Raw genomic sequence first — 13654 nt, forward strand, 5'->3', positions numbered from 1 at the left:
AACTTCTCGCCGGTGATCGGGCAGGTATCGGGATGGTAGGACATCGAGGCGAGCGCGCGGCTGAACGCTTCCCGCTCCGCCTCCATCTCCGCGACGCGCGCGGACAGGGCGACGATCTTGCGGCCCATCTCCTTGGACACCTTAGCGACGCTCACGGGTCCGCAGTCGCGTCCGGTCAGCCAAACGAAGTGGTTGCAGGCGTACCCGTCGTCAGCGACGGCATCGGCGACGCTGAACAGCGGGGCGGTGTCGGTGGTCATGGGGTCAGTCCTCCTCGTCGGTGTCCAGCGGGCAGTGGCGGCGGCTCTTGGCTGGCTCGCCGTCGCGAAGTTGCGGACAATCCGGGTGGTTGCACTCACCGTCCTTGCCGGCGGCGCAGTGCGTGAGGGGCTTGGTCGCCTCCCCTGCGGAGGGGGCGGAGGGGAGGGAGTCGTCGTTGTCTTCGTCCTCGTCGCCGTTCTCGGCCTTCCACGCGGCGTAGGCGTCGGCGTTGCACTTCGGGCAGGGATGGAAGAAGTCGCTCTCGTCGAAGCCTTCGGTGAAGATGTCGATGTCGATCATGTGGCCGTTGCGGCAGACGATGCTGTTCGGCTCGTCGGCATAGCTCATGGTGAACTCACAGCCAGCCGTTTGCGGCTCTGGGACACGGTCGGTCCAGTCGTCGGCGTCGGTGTATTCCGCCATGGCATCGTCGATGGTCAGGGCTTCCCGTCCGTCGCTCACCCACAGGTCATTGTTCCAGGTGAGTTCGGCCAAGGTGATGTCGGCGGCGGGGTAGATGGCCGCGCACTCGCGAAGGAACTCCCTCGCCCCGTCGTGGCTCTGCTTCGGGATCTTCGTGACCGGCACGTTCCCCGGCTCCCGGATGATGATCCAGCGACGTTTGATGGTGTCGTCGGCGTCCTGCCCCTGTGCCGTGGGGGCGGCGGAGATGCCCCGGCAAGCCATCTGCTCGTCGATGTAGTCAGCCACCGCCTTGGGGTCGCTCCACCGCCGGGCGAAGTATCGAGCGTCGCTGAGCAGGCGGATCGCGGCGTCTGCCAGTCCGTCCGCCGCAGTTGCCGGGGCGGCCTCCTGCACGGAGGAGCGGCGGGGGAAGGCTTCGGACAGTGCGTCGATCAACGCGCGCCCGGCACCCGGCTCAGCGGTCTTGCCGATGACGCGGGCGACCTCGGCATCATGCAGGATGATCCACCATCCGGTGTCGTCCCCCAGGTGCCCGGCCGTCTCGGCTTCCGCGGCGTGGTGGGCGCGCGAAATCTCGCCGACGTAGAGGCTGGAGCCGTTGCCCAGCCCGAAGGACAGGCCAACGTCAGGCCCCTCGTCCTCCCCGCTGGAGTGCCACGTCACGCGGCCCGGATGGTCGATCTGCGCGAGGGCTTCGGTGGTCTTGTCTTCCATGGGTGTCTCCTCAGGCCGCGGGCGTGGCGGCATCGACGGGCTTGACGGTCAGTTCGTAGGCCATGCCGTCGCCGCGGGTGACGTTGAGCGTCGCGCCCTTCGGGGCCTTGTGCAGGACGTGCTCAATCACCGCCCCGATGCATTCCCCGGTGGCGTCTCGGGTGTCCAAGGCCACCGTCCCGTCTTTGCCGACGCGGGCGATCCGGATGCGGTTCGTCAGCGGGGATGCGTCGATGCGGATCTTCTTCAGGTCCATGGGTGTCTCCTTGCGCTCTGCGCTCAGCGCGGCGCGGGGGTGGTGAGGTTGGGCTAAGCGGCTTGCCCGGCTTGGGCGGACAGCGTGGCGAGGTCGGTGTCGATCAGCGCGGCGATCACCTCCAGCACGGCGTCCTTGCTCGCCTGGAACTCCGCCTTGCCCATTGCCTTCGCCGACTGGCTGCGGGCGGTCCACACCGTCACGGTGGCATCCGACACGACCACGACGGCATAGCTGTCCATCGGCTTGACGAAGGCGGCCAGCCGGACGGCCTCCGCCTTGGACGAAGCGACGAGCGTGCGGCTGTCGGCGTAGCCGGCCCGGATCAGGGCGAAGCGGCGCAGATGGTCAGGGGTGGGGAAGTCAGCGGATAGCCGCTCGGGCAGGTTCTCCCACGCCGTGTTGATACAGGCGAAGTAGTGCTTGTGCGAGGCGGCGGAGCGGTCTTCCTGCTCCACCAGACGGTAGACGGCGCCGACCGTGAACGCCTCGTCACAGCGCCGTCCGAAGCCCGGCATCGGGGTGAATGCGTCTCCCTGCCACTGGAACGGGATCGGGTTGGTCACGGCACGCACTCCCAAAAATCGCTGTTCTTCCAAAGCTCCTCCGCCTGCCGCCTTCCGAACTCTGGAAAGCCAGTCTTCTCGCGGAAGAAGGCGTCTTCGTCGCCACGTCGGTGGACGCCATTCCGCCCCCTGTGATGGCCGAAGCAGAACGGAATTCCGTTCCGGTCATCGGAGCGCCGGCCGGCTCCACGGATCCCGACCCACGGGTTCAGCAGATGATGGACCTCCACAGGTCCATCGCACTCGCCAAGCCCGGCCAGACAGCAGCAGTAGTCATGCAGGCTGGCGATGTGCTTCGGGTTCACGTATCGGCCCGGCTTGACGCGCCCGACCTTCCCACCCTTTGGGATAGCCAAGGCGCTGTAGTCGATGCCGCTGGTCTGGCGGGGCTGTTGGCGGCGCTGGAGCATGGCCGTCACTCCGCCGGGTGGGCCGGGGTGACAAGGAAGCGCTTCCGGTCGCCCGCGTAGTTGATGACCTCTTGCTTCAGCGGCTTCGGCAGATCGGCGATGTTCGCCTTGTGCTCGCGCCAGAAGCCCTCAAGCTGCTCGACCGTCTCGCAGCAGTCGAAGCCAAGCTTCAGCGCGGCGGCGGCGCCCTTCTCTCCTTCGGTCGGCTCGGCGGCCTTCGCGGCGTAGAAGGCTTCGGACTCCTCCCGGTACTTGCTGTCGTCGAACTGGCCCATGTAGATGTCCGCCGCCAGCCCCAGCAGCAGGGAGGCTTTGCCAACGGCGTCCGTGACCGCCATCTTGAACGCCTCGTCGTTGGGCGCCGGAGGGCCTTCCTTTCGGTGCTTGAACAGCACATCGCCGCCGTACTGGACACCGCTTTCCCGCCGCTGCCCGGTGTCGTCCACGTACCAGAGGCGGGCGCCGACGAAGACCAGCCCGTCGTGAACCTGAGTGTCCACAATGTCGTATCCCCAGCCGGTTCCGCACGGGCCGAACGCCTCGGTGAGCATCTGATAGCGCCACGTCGGGTCGATCTGCGTCCCTTTGAAGCCGGAGCGGGTGAAGGGCTTGGTGGCCTTCGGGTCCGTGCGCTTCAGCTTGTTCCAGAGAGCGAGGTTGTCGGTGCCCATTGTTAGCTCCGGCGAATGGTGAGGGAGGTGCAGCCGTTGCCCATCATGGCGAAGGGCAGCGTGTTGCCGGCCTTGAGCGCATCCTTGATGGCAGCCTTGTCCACCTCGGTCTTGACCTTGGCGTAGCCGGCGGCGATGGCGGCCTCTTCGTCGGTGACGATCACGCCGGGCTGGCGATTGCCGACCGAAACGGTAGCCTCGGGAAGCGTCAGCTTCTTCATGCCGGCGGCCTCCATCGCGGCGAGGATGGCGCCCCGCATCGTGTCGGCGCTTTCCTCAAGCCGCTTGGCCCGCTCCGCGATCTCCTTGGACCGCTCACGGGCGGCCTTCGCCAGCATCTCGTAATCGCCGATCTGGCCGATGACGGCGGCGATGGCCTTGTCCAGATCGGTTTCGCCTTCCAGCGTGTCGGCGAGGGCCTGGGCATCTTCGGCGAGCGACGGATAGCGGCGGACCAGCTCGTCGCGCAGGATGGCGGCGGTGCGCGTCTCGTGGCGCAGGGAGTTGATGGCGTTCATTGGCGGAAACTCAGCGGCTCGGAGGCGTTGAAGATGCCGGCGACGTCGCGCCCGGCGTCGAGAAGGCTGTTGTCCACCCACTCCAGGCCGTCCACCTTGGAGGACATGAGGTCCTTGGTGATGGCGTGAGCGCGGACGATCAGGCGGTGGAGTTCGGCGAGCTGTTCGCGGCACTCCGGGTCGGTCGTGCGGGTGACGAGCATTGGCCTTACTCCGCGGCGATGCTGAAGGTGGTGGAGCGGTTGGCGACGAAGCTGTCCAGGGCGGCGAGGCAATGCTGCTTCGAGCCGTACCCGACAAGTTCCCCGTTCCCGAACGTCTCGGTATAGGCGTGGACCGTCCACAGACCGGCGGGGCCGATGGGGCGGTTCGAGTAAGCCGCCTGGAACCACAGGCCCGTGGCCTTCGTGGCGGCATCAATGGCGGCGTCGATTTCCTTGTCCATGGATCACCTCACAGGGCGAAGAGGAAGGAGAGGAGCAGGAGGAGCGCGGCCAGCTCGGCCAGGAATTGCCGGGCGGTCATGTCGCGTCCCTCACGACGGCAGGAGGAGGGCGAGTGCACCCGCCCAAATCGCGATGGTGAAAGCGGAGAAGGCGACGGCGCCGGCAATCTTGACGTCCGTGGCAAGCTCCGAACGGGCGCGCTCAGCTGCTTCCAAGGGTCCGGCGACGGCGGGGTCTTCGAGGGCGGAGCGCATCACGCGGCCTCCTCAGTAGGCGATGGAGATGCGCGGCACGTCGCCTTTGGCGATGGCCGTGACGGCGGTCTTGGCGGCGCCCTCGGACAGACCAGCGGCAACCATGGCGGAGACGGCAGCGTTGTTCACGCTGGCCCGATGCGCCCGGTCGGCTTCGCGGCGGCGCTGCGCCTCTTCCTCGGCCTTGCGCTCGTCCTCGATCCGCTGGCGCTCCTTGCGAGCGGCCTCCTCGGCCTGCCGCTGTGCGCGCTCTTCTGCGGCCTTGCGCTCCTCTTCTGCCCGGAGCGCGGCCTCGATGCGGTCACGCTCCGCCTGTTCGGCGGCGGCCTTGCGCTCGGCCTCGGCCCGCTCCTCCGCTTCCTTGGCGCGGCGCTCGGCGTCCAGCCGGTCCCGCTCGGCCTGGGCGGCGCGTTCCTCGGCTTCGCGCTTCTCACGCTCGACACGGGCCTGTTCCGCAGCAGCGCGCTCACGTTCGGCCTGGGCCTCCCGCTCAATCCGCTCACGCTCGGCAGCGGCGGCGCGTTCGGCCTCCTCGAGCTTCTTGCGGGCTTTCTCCTCAGCCTCGCGGCGGGCCTGTTCGGCGGCGCGGGCGGCGGCTTCCTGCTTCTCGCGCTCGATCCGCTCGGCTTCTTCGCGGGCGGCACGCTCGGCTGCTTCCTGGCGCAGGCGTTCCAGTTCGGCGCGCTCGTCGTCACGCGCGCGGCTGGCCTCCAGGGCGGCGGTCAGCTTGGTGACGGTATCGGCCTTGGCCTTCTCGGCGCGGGCGGTGAACTCTTGGAAGCCATCGGTCGGCATGGCCACGATGTCCGCCAGCAAGGAGGCGATGGCGTCGGTGGTGTCGGGCACCGGGACGCCGAACGCGGCGATACCGGCCTCGTGCAGCTCGATGCGCGCCTTCTCGGCGGCCTCGAACTCGTCCAAGGGCTTGCGCACCTCGTCCTTCAAGGCGTCAAGGCGGTCGCGGACCTTCTTGCGGTCGGCGTCGATCAGCGCGACCTTTGCCTTGGTCTCAGCCACCAGTTCCTTTCCCATGTCGTCCAGGGCGGTCTTCGACCGGGCGACCTTGTAGGCCAGCGAGGCGACTTCCTTGCGGCCCTTCGTCGTGCTGATGTCCAGGTCGGCGGCGGCGGCGCGGGTCTCGGCCTCGACCTTTTCCAGCAGGGCGTCGATGCCGCCCGGCGCGAAAACGGCGGTCGGAACCAAAGCGGTGGTGTCGAGTAAAGCGATGTCGGTGCTCATAGGGGTGTCTCCCTTGGTCTCGGCTATCGCCAGAGCCCCCCGAGTGGATGGAGGCCCTTGCGGTAGCCGGCGGCGCTGGTGGCCGCTGGCTGATGGTCAGTCGGTAATTTTCGTGTAAGTGAAGCGACCGTTGTTCACGGTCGGTCCGCGATGACCGAAGGTTCCGTCACCCAAGTACTCGAAGATGTCCGCAGCCGTGACCGGACCTTCGTACTGCCCGGTAAACACCATGGTTGACCCGGATCGGCCGTCATCAGAGATGTTGAAAATCCTTCCGCCGTGTGGAAAGGCGTGTCCTCGCGCCCTGGCCTCTTCCCACTCCTTCAGCCATTTGCTGCAGGCGTCCTGGCTCTCTTTGCTGAGCGGGACATATTTGGCCGCAGGTTCTTCCCACCCGCATTCGTCACAGACCAGCCGGTTGTCGGTGCAGTAGCCGCACGGCGCGCTGATGTGGCAGGAGCAATTCTCGACCTCAGGCCAATGCAGCACTCCACCGCACCCATCCGGGCATGGCGATCCGTCTTCAATGAATGCGTCGGCGCTCATCGCTGCTGTCTCCTGTCTGGTGTCCGGCGGAGGGGTGGGGAGGGATCAGGCGAGACCGGCCCTGCGGAGGGCTTCGGCAAGTTCGCGTTCCTGGCGGCTCATGGGGCTTTCTCCCGGAACCAGTTCAGGACGTCGGCGCACATGCCGCGCTTCATCAGCTCGTCGGTGGCGGCGTCGATGATTGCCGCGTTGGCGTAGGGAAGGGCGGGGACCGAATTCCGCTGGGTGCTGCGGATCATGCCGCACAGGTAGCTCGCGTGGTCGTCCGCGTATTCGCCACTGAGGCGGCGGTACATGCGGACGTAGCTCTTCTCGTCCATTTACGCCTCCCCCGTGCCGGTGGCTGCGGAGAGGGCGGCGCGGTCGAAAAACCAGCGCGCCGTGTGACGGAGCTGGGCAGCGACATTCTCTGTGTCGCGCATCGGCTCGTATGGGCCGACGTCTGCGGCGATCTTTTCCAGCCGGTCGGCAATCGACCAGATTTCGTCACCGCGCTCGCGGTCGATGTTGATGCTCATGGTGTCCCCTCTTGCGTCTACTCCCCTCCCTTGCTGCGACAGAGCGCGCTGGGGAGGGGGTGGTAGGTGCGGTTAGGCGGCGATTGGAGTGGTCAGCAGCCGATGCGGGCGTTGCGCAGAATGAGGCAGCCGTCGCGCCAACGGTGCCCGGCTGCGACACCGCGGTGGACGGTGTAGAAGCGCTTGGCCGTCCCGCAGGCCAGCATGGCCATCTTTACCGCCTCGACGCTGTAGCGGGCGGCGAACCCCCGGCCGGCGCGGTCGTTCCAGAAAACCCAATCCGCGCCGCCGCACACCGTCCTGGCTTTCACGGATTGCAGGGTCGTGGCCTCGGTCTTGACGCTCATTGCTTGGTTCCCCTCGTTGAAATCCCCGTCTCCAAGAAGGCCCCGGCGGCAGCGGGATGGCGCGCCGCCGGGAAGTCTAGGGAGGGGAAACGCCCTACTGGGCAGGCCACCACCCAACCGGTGGGATCGGTGATCCCGAAGAGGGGTGGTGTGAGGAGAACTCTCGCAGAATTCTGCGTAGGCGTCAACCGTAATTCTCGCAGAATTCTGCGTTTTGGGAGCTTTTGCGCGGCTGTCATACTCGCACGGGTGGCGCTCGCTGGGGCGCAAACATCCTTGGGTATGCGGAAGGTAACTAGATGAAGTGGCTCGCTGCGGCGTTGGCTGTCGGTTTGGTTTGCTGGTCTCACCCAGGAGGCGCGGCAACGTTCGATGCCCTCACGCTGGAAGGCGCTATCGCCTGTGCGTCACCATCGGCGTACAGGGAAGCGGAAAAGGCGGCCGGCGCGGACGACAGGAAGTGGCTGGAGTCCACCGGATGCGCAACTGTGAAGTCAGGGCTTCAGTTGTCTCTCATTGAACTGGGGAGCCAGTATCAGCCGCTCGCCAAGGCGCGATTTTTAGATGCCGGCGTGACTGCCTACATCGGGCGTTGGCACTACCTGTCGGTTGCCCAGCCGACCCAGAGCGATCCTTCTGGCGGCACCGCGAAGGATATCAGCACCAAGATCGTGGCGCACTTGACAGCCTGCGCCGGGAACTACACTCAGCCCCCCAGGGGATATCGTGCCTTTGGTGCGAATTTTTACATATTCGAAAGCTATGATGGCGTGCGGCTGGAAGTGGAGGCCGTTACCTACTCTGACTCCCTGGCCGGTAGCGCTTTTAACATCTCCTATGCCCATCGGGCTTTGGACGCATTTAAGCGTTGCTCAGTCATCAAGAGCAAGCCGCTCAGCACGCTTTTGAAGAAAGCTAAGCCGACGCGGGTGACGGTCATCTTCCCTGATGCTGACTGAGTGCCCCCTAAGCTAGGGGGTTGAGAGTGCCTGCGGAAGCCCATCGCCTTTCTGGCGATCCACGAAAATCAAAACAAATTTCGCGATGTCACGATTTGACACCTGAAACATTCGTGTCGTGACTGTTGAGACTCAGCAAAGGCAGCGCAACTGTAGCTACGCGTGACAACCCGTCGCGGTGAGGTTAAAGTCTTTGATCTGCCCAACCTCATAGCCATCATATCATAGCCCGATATGTCATTGCAGTTGCGAAATCAACTGAACGCTTGCGTATGAGGTAATCTGTTTGTAACGTAAACGTCACGAAGCTGGCGGCCCGTGGTTTCCAAGGCAACGGGCCGCCGCCGCTTCCAGGCCGGCGCACACCGACCGTTCCGCTCCGCCATCCGTAAGTACGGGCGGCGTCATACTATCGTATGCCAACGGTGTGCCATGTCCAAGACCGTCCGAAACTCCTATTCATTCGCGAACTTAGCCATTTCAACAAGCCGATTATGTAGTCGGATGAATGGCTTATCGGCGCAAATCGCATCGCAATACGAGAGTCGATTATGCGTTTGCGAATTACTGGACTGGTCAATGCTGAAAAAGCTCGGGTGTGTGGACGGATTATAGGAACGCATACGTATGAAATCGTGCGGCGCTTGACTGTGTTCCTATTTTGTTCCAACCTTGAGCGCAGATATGGGAGGCGAGGTATGGCCCTGGGCGAAAACCTGTCGAAGCGATGCAATGAATGCTTGGCAGAGCCGGATTATGCAGATGACCCGCTCGCTAAGAAGCTGCGAACCCTATCTGATGACGCCATAGACAGGTTGTTTGCCGTTGCCGAGGCTGAGGTGACTAGGTATCTAGACAGTATCCAGGCTACCCGCGGGATGCCTGATCGGTGATTGCTCGATCAGCATCTTCGTCGGTTAGTCTAGCCGCATCAAGGATCATTCTCTCCCTGACGTTTCTTGCGGCGTCTTCTCCAATAAGCGCGGCTACCGGAAGGTTTACCGCTCGCGCAAGGGCAACGTAATTCACCATTGTCATGCTGCGCGTTCTGTTCTTCGGGTCTTCTTTGGTGAACATCCGCAAGGTGGACTCAGGAAGGCCGGCTTTTTTGCACCAGTCTGTCGGGCTCTCAATGGCCCCTGCTGCCTCAAGCTCCTTAACGAGCTTGCGCATGAGGTCCCGGAGGCGCTCTGCTTCGATATCGTCCATCCCGGCATTCTGACCGACCCGCAGAAAACTGCGAGCGCAGCGTTCTGCGATATTGCTCGTTGACAGAACGCAGAATTCTGCGATCATGCGGTCATGACCAACGACCCCATGAACCGCTATCGGCAATCGCTGCGCGATACCCTCGACGATCTCGTGAGAAGGAAAGTTTTCACGAGCCTCTCTGATTGGTGCGCTCATGCGAAAATCCCAGAGTCCACGCCGCGCATGTTCCTGAGCGGTCGGACAAAAAGCCTGACCATTGAGACATGCGCAGCTTTGGCGGCTGCGGCGGACATGCCCATCGCAAATCTTCTTGGAGAGAATTCCGGTTCTCGTCGCCGCAAGGCCGCTCCCCACGAAGCTCGCGCATAAGGACTCCCACCATGAGCAACCTCGTTCACCCGTCCGGTGCCGTCGTCCACATGGCTGGCGAGCGCCTGAACCTCACCGACATGTGGAGGGCCGCCGGTTCCGACCCGTCGCGTCAGCCCGCGGAATGGCTTCGCTCTGCCGACGCCCGCCGGTTCACAAGTTTTCTGGCCGAAACCCTCAACCTGGGAATTACCCAGAATGAGGTGCCCGAGGGCGGTGATAGCCATTTCGGTTTGGTCAAGACCAAGCGTGGCGGCAAGAACCCTGGTACTGAAGCGCATTGGCAGATCGGACTTGCCTACGCCAAGTACCTTTCCCCGTCCTTCCATGCTTGGGCAAACGGCGTCGTCCGCGAGCGGATGGAAGGAAAGCCGGTCCCGGCTTCCGACGAACTGACCCGCCGCATCGACGGCATCGCCCGCACGACGGTCCACAAGGTCACGGCCATCGAGAAGGTTGTCACCCTCATGGCCCATGCCCTGGAGGAGCGCGACCGGGAGATCGGCGAGCTGACAGACATCGTGAAGGGGCTGGTGAAGTGCGCCGACAGCCGGTTCGCCGCTGTGGACGCGATCCCGGCCTTGCAGGTGGCCGTTGACGCCAAGGTGCCCGTCTCGGGCCGCCGCCCCATCGTTCGCGCCATCAGCAACAGCTTGGCCCGGCACTGCGAGGCCAAGGGGCATGTGATCCGGCGGGACGCTCGGGGGACCAAGCTCTATCCACTCACCGCGGTCCACGACTGGAAGCGTGACGGCGGCGACGCGGAGATCCGCAAGCTGGTCGCGGCCAACACGATCATCGGCCCGCTGTTCGCCATCTGCGGCGGAAAGGTCTGAGCCATGTCGGAACACGCCTGCCTCCTGGCCTCCCGCCTTTACGATCCCTTCGGGCACACGGATCGCCACTTTACCACGCGCCAAGCGTACCGGCCCATCTGGAACCGTGTCACGCGCGCATGGGGACGGGTGGCGTCCTCCTCTCGGGGGATCGCCTACCGCTTTGTCGTGATCGCGATCTTCGCTGCCCTGATGGCCGCGCTCTGAAGCGCAAATCGAAAGGCACCACCCATGTCCACCTTGCAGAGCAATTGGTCGGCTTCTGACGTCTTCAGTCCGCGAGAGCATGAGATTGCTCAATTCGCCGCTCGCGGCCTGACCAACAAGGAGATTTCCAAGCGCACCGGCATCACGCCGGGAACCGTGGGGCACACGCTTCGCGCCGCTCTCCTCAAAGTCGGCCTGAACCGCAGGACGCAGCTCGTCCAGATGTTTCCGCCTCTCGAAAAGCCGGAGTTCGTCACGCTGATCCCGAAACGGGAGCGTGACGTGATGGAGTTCGTTGCCAAGGGCGACTGCAACAAGGAAATCGCCAGCAAGCTCGTCATCTCCGAGGCGACGGTGAAGGTGCATCTGAAGTATGTCTTCGCCCGCATCGGCGTCCGAAACCGCACCGAGGCTGCCGTCTGGTGGCGCGCTCATGCTCACGGCCAAGTGAAGGGCGCCTGAGCCATGCGGTACGCCCTCGTCTTCCTCGCTCTGTGGGCCGCTTGCATGACGCTCATCGGTGGCTTGGCCGCCGCTGGTGCTGGCGTGTGGCTTCTGGCCCGCGCGATCATCGGGGGCTGACGCCATGCCCGCCACGATACGCACGAGCTTCGAGCGCAGCGGCGCCGGCCAGCATCTCCGCCTTGACCAGCGGGGCGTCTTCGTCGGCAGCGGCGAGGCGCAGGGTTTGCGCTTCGGTCAGGAGTTCAACGGGGTTCTTGAGGGACATGACGGGTTCGTCTCCGGTTTCGGCGCGCAGCTCGATCTGGATGGCTGTCGCCATGAGGCGGATCCACCAGTAGCCGCCGACGCTGTGGTAGCCGGCCTGACTGCGGAACCACTCCGCACGCTCCAGGCCACTCGGAACGCGGTCGGTGCTCACCTACTCGGTTCCCTCTGCAGCCTCTTCCGGCGGCTCTGGGAACTCTCTTTCCAGTTGAACACAGATGTGTTCACAGAAGTCGGCCTTATGAGGCTCGCGCTCTGCAATGCACATCATAAAGTTTTGAATTGCCACGCAAAGCATGCGGCTGGTCGGGGAGATGGGTTTGTCTTCCATGACCGTCATTCTGCGCATCGGGGGTTGCAATGAACATCGGAATACACGGAAGCGCATCCGCCAAGCGCGGAAGCAAGGCTTCCATGCTGGCGCGAGGCGGTGCCGATTGCGCGAAGCGATTGGCGGCTGCCCTGCGCCGGTACTTCCAGGAGAAGCACGGGTACGAAAAGGTCCGTGAGAAGGTCGCCGCCGACTATGGCGTGAGCGACCGACAGGCGGGCACGTGGCTGCGCTCCGGACCGCCCATGCCGCGCTTCGCCCAGATGATCGCCCGCGAGGGGATGGAGTTCGTCTCCCGCGTCATCCACCCCATCGCCACTGTGAAGGACATCCATGGACGCCGACTGGACACCCGGCAAAACGCCCTCGAAGCCCAACTCGCCGCCGAGCGCGCCGACCTGGAAGCAGACGTTGCGTCGGGTGGTGCAATCTCTCGTGGCCGCCGGGATCGCGCTGTCTCGGTCATTGGGGCGCTGAAGGCCCGCCTCCGCCGGGAGGTCGCGTGATGCAGCATCACTTAGATACCCTCCACGATCTGAGCCTCCAGCCGCCGATGGACGAGCGGCCGCGCGCCCTGGAACTGGCCCGCCTCGCTGAGCAGGCCATTGCCGCCGGATATCCGGTCAAGCGGCTCGCCGGCTACGAGGTTGCCGAGCACAACATCCGCCGGGCTGAGACGATCTTTGCGGAGGCATCAACCAAGTCCAAGCGCCGGTTCAACGGCTCTACGGGCGTTCGCAAGATGAAGAAGGCGGACGCCTGATGACCATTCTCGGCATTGACCCTGGCCTGTCCGGCGCCCTGGCCTTCATCGACGGCGCTTCCGTCCGTGTCTACGACATGCCGGTCCTCTCGCTGAAGCGGAACGGCAAGGCCAAGAACGAGCCGGACTTTCTGGAACTGGCCCGCATCATCCGCGAGGTGGAGGGCGTCCCGTCCTTCGCCGTGGTGGAGCAAGTCAGCGCCATGCCCGGTCAGGGCGTGTCGAGCATGTTCGCCTTCGGCAAGACCTACGGCGGCATCCTCGGTGTCCTGGCCGCGCTCAGCATCCGCACGGAACTGGTCGCGCCGGTCGCCTGGAAACGCTGGCACCGCATCAAGCCGGACTCCGGCAAGGACGCCAGCCGGGCCGCCGCCAAGAACCTCTTCCCCCATCAAGCCGGGCTGTTCGCCCGCGTCAAAGACGATGGCAGAGCCGACGCCACGCTGATCGCGTCGTGGGGCCTGCACCAGACGAAGGAACTCGCCGCATGATGCAATTGTCTCCTGCCGTGCTTTCCGCCCCAGCCCGTACCGCCGTGGCTGCCATGGTGAAGACCGGCCAGCCCGCCGTCGTACAGTACGAGCGCGGGGAGCGGAAAGCCTACTACCGCACCACGGGCGGACGCGAAAAGCCCATGGACCCGATGGCCGTTGACGAGCTGGTCAAGGCCGGCATCGTCGCCGACCGGCAGGACGGACTTTTCGCCGGCATCGGCCAGACCTACGAGCCGCGCCAACACGCCGTCCTGAAGATCCGTCTCGGCGGCACCCGCACCGACAAGGCGACCGGCGCCCGCTTCCGCAAGGCGGAGGTGGAGACGACCGCGGGGGCCTTCCAGTGCGAGGTCTGCGCCCGCCAGAGCAAGGACGCCGACCCGCTGGACGGCGACAGCATCAAGGCCGAGGTCCGCCGCCTGATCGCCGAGAAGCGCCCCATGCTCGGGGGTGAGCAATGAACCCCGAAACGCAAGCCATCCTCGCCGCTCTCCCCGGCCCTGGAGAGCGTGGCGAGACCATCCCGGCGGTAGCGGTGAAGGCTGGCCTTCCCGCCTGGAAAGCCCGGTGCGCCATGGCCGC

The 13654-nt window shown here is 64.8% G+C and carries 26 protein-coding genes; 8 read left to right on the top strand and 18 right to left on the bottom strand.

The features are described from left to right. The 15 genes from ACFPMG_RS00590 to ACFPMG_RS00660 all read right to left on the bottom strand — a co-directional run. A partial coding sequence (locus tag ACFPMG_RS00590; protein WP_376993316.1) for a hypothetical protein occupies positions 1-260 on the bottom strand: 260 nt, incomplete at its 3' end. Positions 261-264: 4 nt separating this feature from the next. Continuing rightward, positions 265-1401, bottom strand: a complete 1137-nt coding sequence (locus tag ACFPMG_RS00595) for a hypothetical protein (RefSeq protein ID WP_376993317.1) — start codon at positions 1399-1401, stop codon at positions 265-267. 10 nt (positions 1402-1411) lie between these two features. Then, positions 1412-1657, bottom strand: coding sequence for a DUF7446 family protein (locus tag ACFPMG_RS00600; RefSeq protein ID WP_376993318.1), 246 nt, complete (start codon positions 1655-1657; stop codon positions 1412-1414). Between the two features lie 53 nt (positions 1658-1710). Continuing rightward, positions 1711-2223, bottom strand: coding sequence for a hypothetical protein (locus ACFPMG_RS00605; RefSeq protein ID WP_376993319.1), 513 nt, complete (start codon positions 2221-2223; stop codon positions 1711-1713). Further along, a complete protein-coding gene (locus ACFPMG_RS00610) occupies positions 2220-2633 on the bottom strand; it encodes a hypothetical protein (protein WP_376993320.1) in 414 nt (137 codons plus the stop codon). Before ACFPMG_RS00610 ends, ACFPMG_RS00605 begins: the two co-directional genes overlap by 4 nt. Positions 2634-2638: 5 nt before the next feature. Beyond that, positions 2639-3304, bottom strand: coding sequence for a hypothetical protein (locus tag ACFPMG_RS00615; protein WP_376993321.1), 666 nt, complete (start codon positions 3302-3304; stop codon positions 2639-2641). A gap of 2 nt (positions 3305-3306) precedes the next feature. Beyond that, on the bottom strand, positions 3307-3822 hold the full coding sequence (locus ACFPMG_RS00620) for a siphovirus Gp157 family protein (RefSeq protein ID WP_376993322.1): 516 nt from the start codon (positions 3820-3822) through the stop codon (positions 3307-3309). Continuing rightward, positions 3819-4025 (bottom strand): hypothetical protein, encoded by a 207-nt coding sequence (locus ACFPMG_RS00625; protein ID WP_376993323.1) that lies wholly within the window; start codon positions 4023-4025, stop codon positions 3819-3821. Before ACFPMG_RS00625 ends, ACFPMG_RS00620 begins: the two co-directional genes overlap by 4 nt. Before the next feature lie 5 nt (positions 4026-4030). Then, positions 4031-4267, bottom strand: coding sequence for a hypothetical protein (locus tag ACFPMG_RS00630; RefSeq protein WP_376993324.1), 237 nt, complete (start codon positions 4265-4267; stop codon positions 4031-4033). 90 nt (positions 4268-4357) lie between these two features. Next, positions 4358-4522: a hypothetical protein gene (locus ACFPMG_RS00635; RefSeq protein WP_376993325.1), complete on the bottom strand. Its 165-nt coding sequence runs from the start codon at positions 4520-4522 to the stop codon at positions 4358-4360. A gap of 12 nt (positions 4523-4534) precedes the next feature. Further along, positions 4535-5761: a hypothetical protein gene (locus ACFPMG_RS00640; protein ID WP_376993326.1), complete on the bottom strand. Its 1227-nt coding sequence runs from the start codon at positions 5759-5761 to the stop codon at positions 4535-4537. Between the two features lie 96 nt (positions 5762-5857). Beyond that, complete coding sequence (locus ACFPMG_RS00645; protein WP_376993327.1) at positions 5858-6307, bottom strand: hypothetical protein; 450 nt, start codon at positions 6305-6307, stop codon at positions 5858-5860. Between the two features lie 98 nt (positions 6308-6405). Then, positions 6406-6627 (bottom strand): hypothetical protein, encoded by a 222-nt coding sequence (locus ACFPMG_RS00650; protein WP_376993328.1) that lies wholly within the window; start codon positions 6625-6627, stop codon positions 6406-6408. Beyond that, positions 6628-6825 (bottom strand): hypothetical protein, encoded by a 198-nt coding sequence (locus ACFPMG_RS00655; protein WP_376993329.1) that lies wholly within the window; start codon positions 6823-6825, stop codon positions 6628-6630. 92 nt (positions 6826-6917) lie between these two features. After that, positions 6918-7172 (bottom strand): hypothetical protein, encoded by a 255-nt coding sequence (locus tag ACFPMG_RS00660; RefSeq protein ID WP_376993330.1) that lies wholly within the window; start codon positions 7170-7172, stop codon positions 6918-6920. A gap of 299 nt (positions 7173-7471) precedes the next feature. Here ACFPMG_RS00660 and ACFPMG_RS00665 point away from each other — a divergent pair, with 299 nt between their 5' ends. After that, the gene (locus tag ACFPMG_RS00665) at positions 7472-8131 is read left to right on the top strand and encodes a hypothetical protein (RefSeq protein ID WP_376993331.1); all 660 of its coding nucleotides are present in this window, start codon (positions 7472-7474) and stop codon (positions 8129-8131) included. 867 nt (positions 8132-8998) lie between these two features. Here ACFPMG_RS00665 and ACFPMG_RS00670 read toward each other — a convergent pair. Then, positions 8999-9538 carry a hypothetical protein gene (locus ACFPMG_RS00670; RefSeq protein ID WP_376993332.1) on the bottom strand — a complete coding sequence of 180 codons (540 nt, stop codon included), beginning with the start codon at positions 9536-9538 and terminating at the stop codon, positions 8999-9001. A gap of 185 nt (positions 9539-9723) precedes the next feature. Between ACFPMG_RS00670 and ACFPMG_RS00675 the strand changes: the two genes are divergently transcribed. Genes ACFPMG_RS00675 through ACFPMG_RS00685 form a run of 3 tightly spaced genes read left to right on the top strand, consistent with a single transcriptional unit; the run spans position 9724 to position 11217 of the window. Continuing rightward, the gene (locus ACFPMG_RS00675; protein ID WP_376993333.1) at positions 9724-10548 is read left to right on the top strand and encodes a KilA-N domain-containing protein; all 825 of its coding nucleotides are present in this window, start codon (positions 9724-9726) and stop codon (positions 10546-10548) included. Positions 10549-10551: 3 nt separating this feature from the next. Next, on the top strand, positions 10552-10755 hold the full coding sequence (locus tag ACFPMG_RS00680; protein WP_376993334.1) for a hypothetical protein: 204 nt from the start codon (positions 10552-10554) through the stop codon (positions 10753-10755). Positions 10756-10779: 24 nt separating this feature from the next. Further along, positions 10780-11217 (top strand): LuxR C-terminal-related transcriptional regulator, encoded by a 438-nt coding sequence (locus ACFPMG_RS00685; protein WP_376993335.1) that lies wholly within the window; start codon positions 10780-10782, stop codon positions 11215-11217. A 106-nt stretch (positions 11218-11323) separates the two neighbouring features. On the opposite strand, the gene ACFPMG_RS00690 is transcribed toward ACFPMG_RS00685, so the two are convergent. Next, entirely contained in the window at positions 11324-11638 is a 315-nt protein-coding gene (locus ACFPMG_RS00690; protein WP_376993336.1) for a hypothetical protein, read from the bottom strand. Beyond that, on the bottom strand, positions 11639-11815 hold the full coding sequence (locus ACFPMG_RS00695; RefSeq protein WP_376993337.1) for a hypothetical protein: 177 nt from the start codon (positions 11813-11815) through the stop codon (positions 11639-11641). 83 nt (positions 11816-11898) lie between these two features. Here ACFPMG_RS00695 and ACFPMG_RS00700 point away from each other — a divergent pair, with 83 nt between their 5' ends. The 4 genes from ACFPMG_RS00700 to ACFPMG_RS00715 are packed head-to-tail and all read left to right on the top strand — an operon-like array spanning position 11899 to position 13533. Next, positions 11899-12321 (top strand): hypothetical protein, encoded by a 423-nt coding sequence (locus ACFPMG_RS00700; protein WP_376993338.1) that lies wholly within the window; start codon positions 11899-11901, stop codon positions 12319-12321. Then, the gene (locus ACFPMG_RS00705; RefSeq protein WP_376993339.1) at positions 12318-12578 is read left to right on the top strand and encodes a hypothetical protein; all 261 of its coding nucleotides are present in this window, start codon (positions 12318-12320) and stop codon (positions 12576-12578) included. The genes ACFPMG_RS00700 and ACFPMG_RS00705 overlap by 4 nt, the downstream gene beginning before the upstream one ends. After that, positions 12578-13069 carry a RuvC family protein gene (locus ACFPMG_RS00710; RefSeq protein ID WP_376993340.1) on the top strand — a complete coding sequence of 164 codons (492 nt, stop codon included), beginning with the start codon at positions 12578-12580 and terminating at the stop codon, positions 13067-13069. The genes ACFPMG_RS00705 and ACFPMG_RS00710 overlap by 1 nt, the downstream gene beginning before the upstream one ends. Continuing rightward, on the top strand, positions 13066-13533 hold the full coding sequence (locus tag ACFPMG_RS00715) for a hypothetical protein (RefSeq protein WP_376993341.1): 468 nt from the start codon (positions 13066-13068) through the stop codon (positions 13531-13533). Before ACFPMG_RS00710 ends, ACFPMG_RS00715 begins: the two co-directional genes overlap by 4 nt. Positions 13534-13654 lie beyond the last annotated feature (121 nt).

The organism is Azospirillum himalayense, assembly GCF_042657465.1.
In the GTDB taxonomy this organism is placed as follows: domain Bacteria; phylum Pseudomonadota; class Alphaproteobacteria; order Azospirillales; family Azospirillaceae; genus Azospirillum; species Azospirillum himalayense.

What these genes read in the sequence shown, in the direction of transcription:
- ACFPMG_RS00640 (WP_376993326.1), bottom strand. Translation starts at nt 5,761, where the DNA reads ATGAGCACCGACATCGCTTTACTCGACACCACCGCTTTGGTTCCGACC.
- ACFPMG_RS00615 (WP_376993321.1), bottom strand. Translation starts at nt 3,304, where the DNA reads ATGGGCACCGACAACCTCGCTCTCTGGAACAAGCTGAAGCGCACGGAC.
- ACFPMG_RS00675 (WP_376993333.1), top strand. Translation starts at nt 9,724, where the DNA reads ATGAGCAACCTCGTTCACCCGTCCGGTGCCGTCGTCCACATGGCTGGC.
- ACFPMG_RS00710 (WP_376993340.1), top strand. Translation starts at nt 12,578, where the DNA reads ATGACCATTCTCGGCATTGACCCTGGCCTGTCCGGCGCCCTGGCCTTC.
- ACFPMG_RS00630 (WP_376993324.1), bottom strand. Translation starts at nt 4,267, where the DNA reads ATGGACAAGGAAATCGACGCCGCCATTGATGCCGCCACGAAGGCCACG.
- ACFPMG_RS00665 (WP_376993331.1), top strand. Translation starts at nt 7,472, where the DNA reads ATGAAGTGGCTCGCTGCGGCGTTGGCTGTCGGTTTGGTTTGCTGGTCT.
- ACFPMG_RS00635 (WP_376993325.1), bottom strand. Translation starts at nt 4,522, where the DNA reads ATGCGCTCCGCCCTCGAAGACCCCGCCGTCGCCGGACCCTTGGAAGCA.
- ACFPMG_RS00650 (WP_376993328.1), bottom strand. Translation starts at nt 6,627, where the DNA reads ATGGACGAGAAGAGCTACGTCCGCATGTACCGCCGCCTCAGTGGCGAA.
- ACFPMG_RS00685 (WP_376993335.1), top strand. Translation starts at nt 10,780, where the DNA reads ATGTCCACCTTGCAGAGCAATTGGTCGGCTTCTGACGTCTTCAGTCCG.
- ACFPMG_RS00600 (WP_376993318.1), bottom strand. Translation starts at nt 1,657, where the DNA reads ATGGACCTGAAGAAGATCCGCATCGACGCATCCCCGCTGACGAACCGC.
- ACFPMG_RS00625 (WP_376993323.1), bottom strand. Translation starts at nt 4,025, where the DNA reads ATGCTCGTCACCCGCACGACCGACCCGGAGTGCCGCGAACAGCTCGCC.
- ACFPMG_RS00595 (WP_376993317.1), bottom strand. Translation starts at nt 1,401, where the DNA reads ATGGAAGACAAGACCACCGAAGCCCTCGCGCAGATCGACCATCCGGGC.
- ACFPMG_RS00680 (WP_376993334.1), top strand. Translation starts at nt 10,552, where the DNA reads ATGTCGGAACACGCCTGCCTCCTGGCCTCCCGCCTTTACGATCCCTTC.
- ACFPMG_RS00610 (WP_376993320.1), bottom strand. Translation starts at nt 2,633, where the DNA reads ATGCTCCAGCGCCGCCAACAGCCCCGCCAGACCAGCGGCATCGACTAC.
- ACFPMG_RS00620 (WP_376993322.1), bottom strand. Translation starts at nt 3,822, where the DNA reads ATGAACGCCATCAACTCCCTGCGCCACGAGACGCGCACCGCCGCCATC.
- ACFPMG_RS00660 (WP_376993330.1), bottom strand. Translation starts at nt 7,172, where the DNA reads ATGAGCGTCAAGACCGAGGCCACGACCCTGCAATCCGTGAAAGCCAGG.
- ACFPMG_RS00655 (WP_376993329.1), bottom strand. Translation starts at nt 6,825, where the DNA reads ATGAGCATCAACATCGACCGCGAGCGCGGTGACGAAATCTGGTCGATT.
- ACFPMG_RS00645 (WP_376993327.1), bottom strand. Translation starts at nt 6,307, where the DNA reads ATGAGCGCCGACGCATTCATTGAAGACGGATCGCCATGCCCGGATGGG.
- ACFPMG_RS00715 (WP_376993341.1), top strand. Translation starts at nt 13,066, where the DNA reads ATGATGCAATTGTCTCCTGCCGTGCTTTCCGCCCCAGCCCGTACCGCC.
- ACFPMG_RS00700 (WP_376993338.1), top strand. Translation starts at nt 11,899, where the DNA reads ATGCTGGCGCGAGGCGGTGCCGATTGCGCGAAGCGATTGGCGGCTGCC.
- ACFPMG_RS00695 (WP_376993337.1), bottom strand. Translation starts at nt 11,815, where the DNA reads ATGGAAGACAAACCCATCTCCCCGACCAGCCGCATGCTTTGCGTGGCA.
- ACFPMG_RS00670 (WP_376993332.1), bottom strand. Translation starts at nt 9,538, where the DNA reads ATGAGCGCACCAATCAGAGAGGCTCGTGAAAACTTTCCTTCTCACGAG.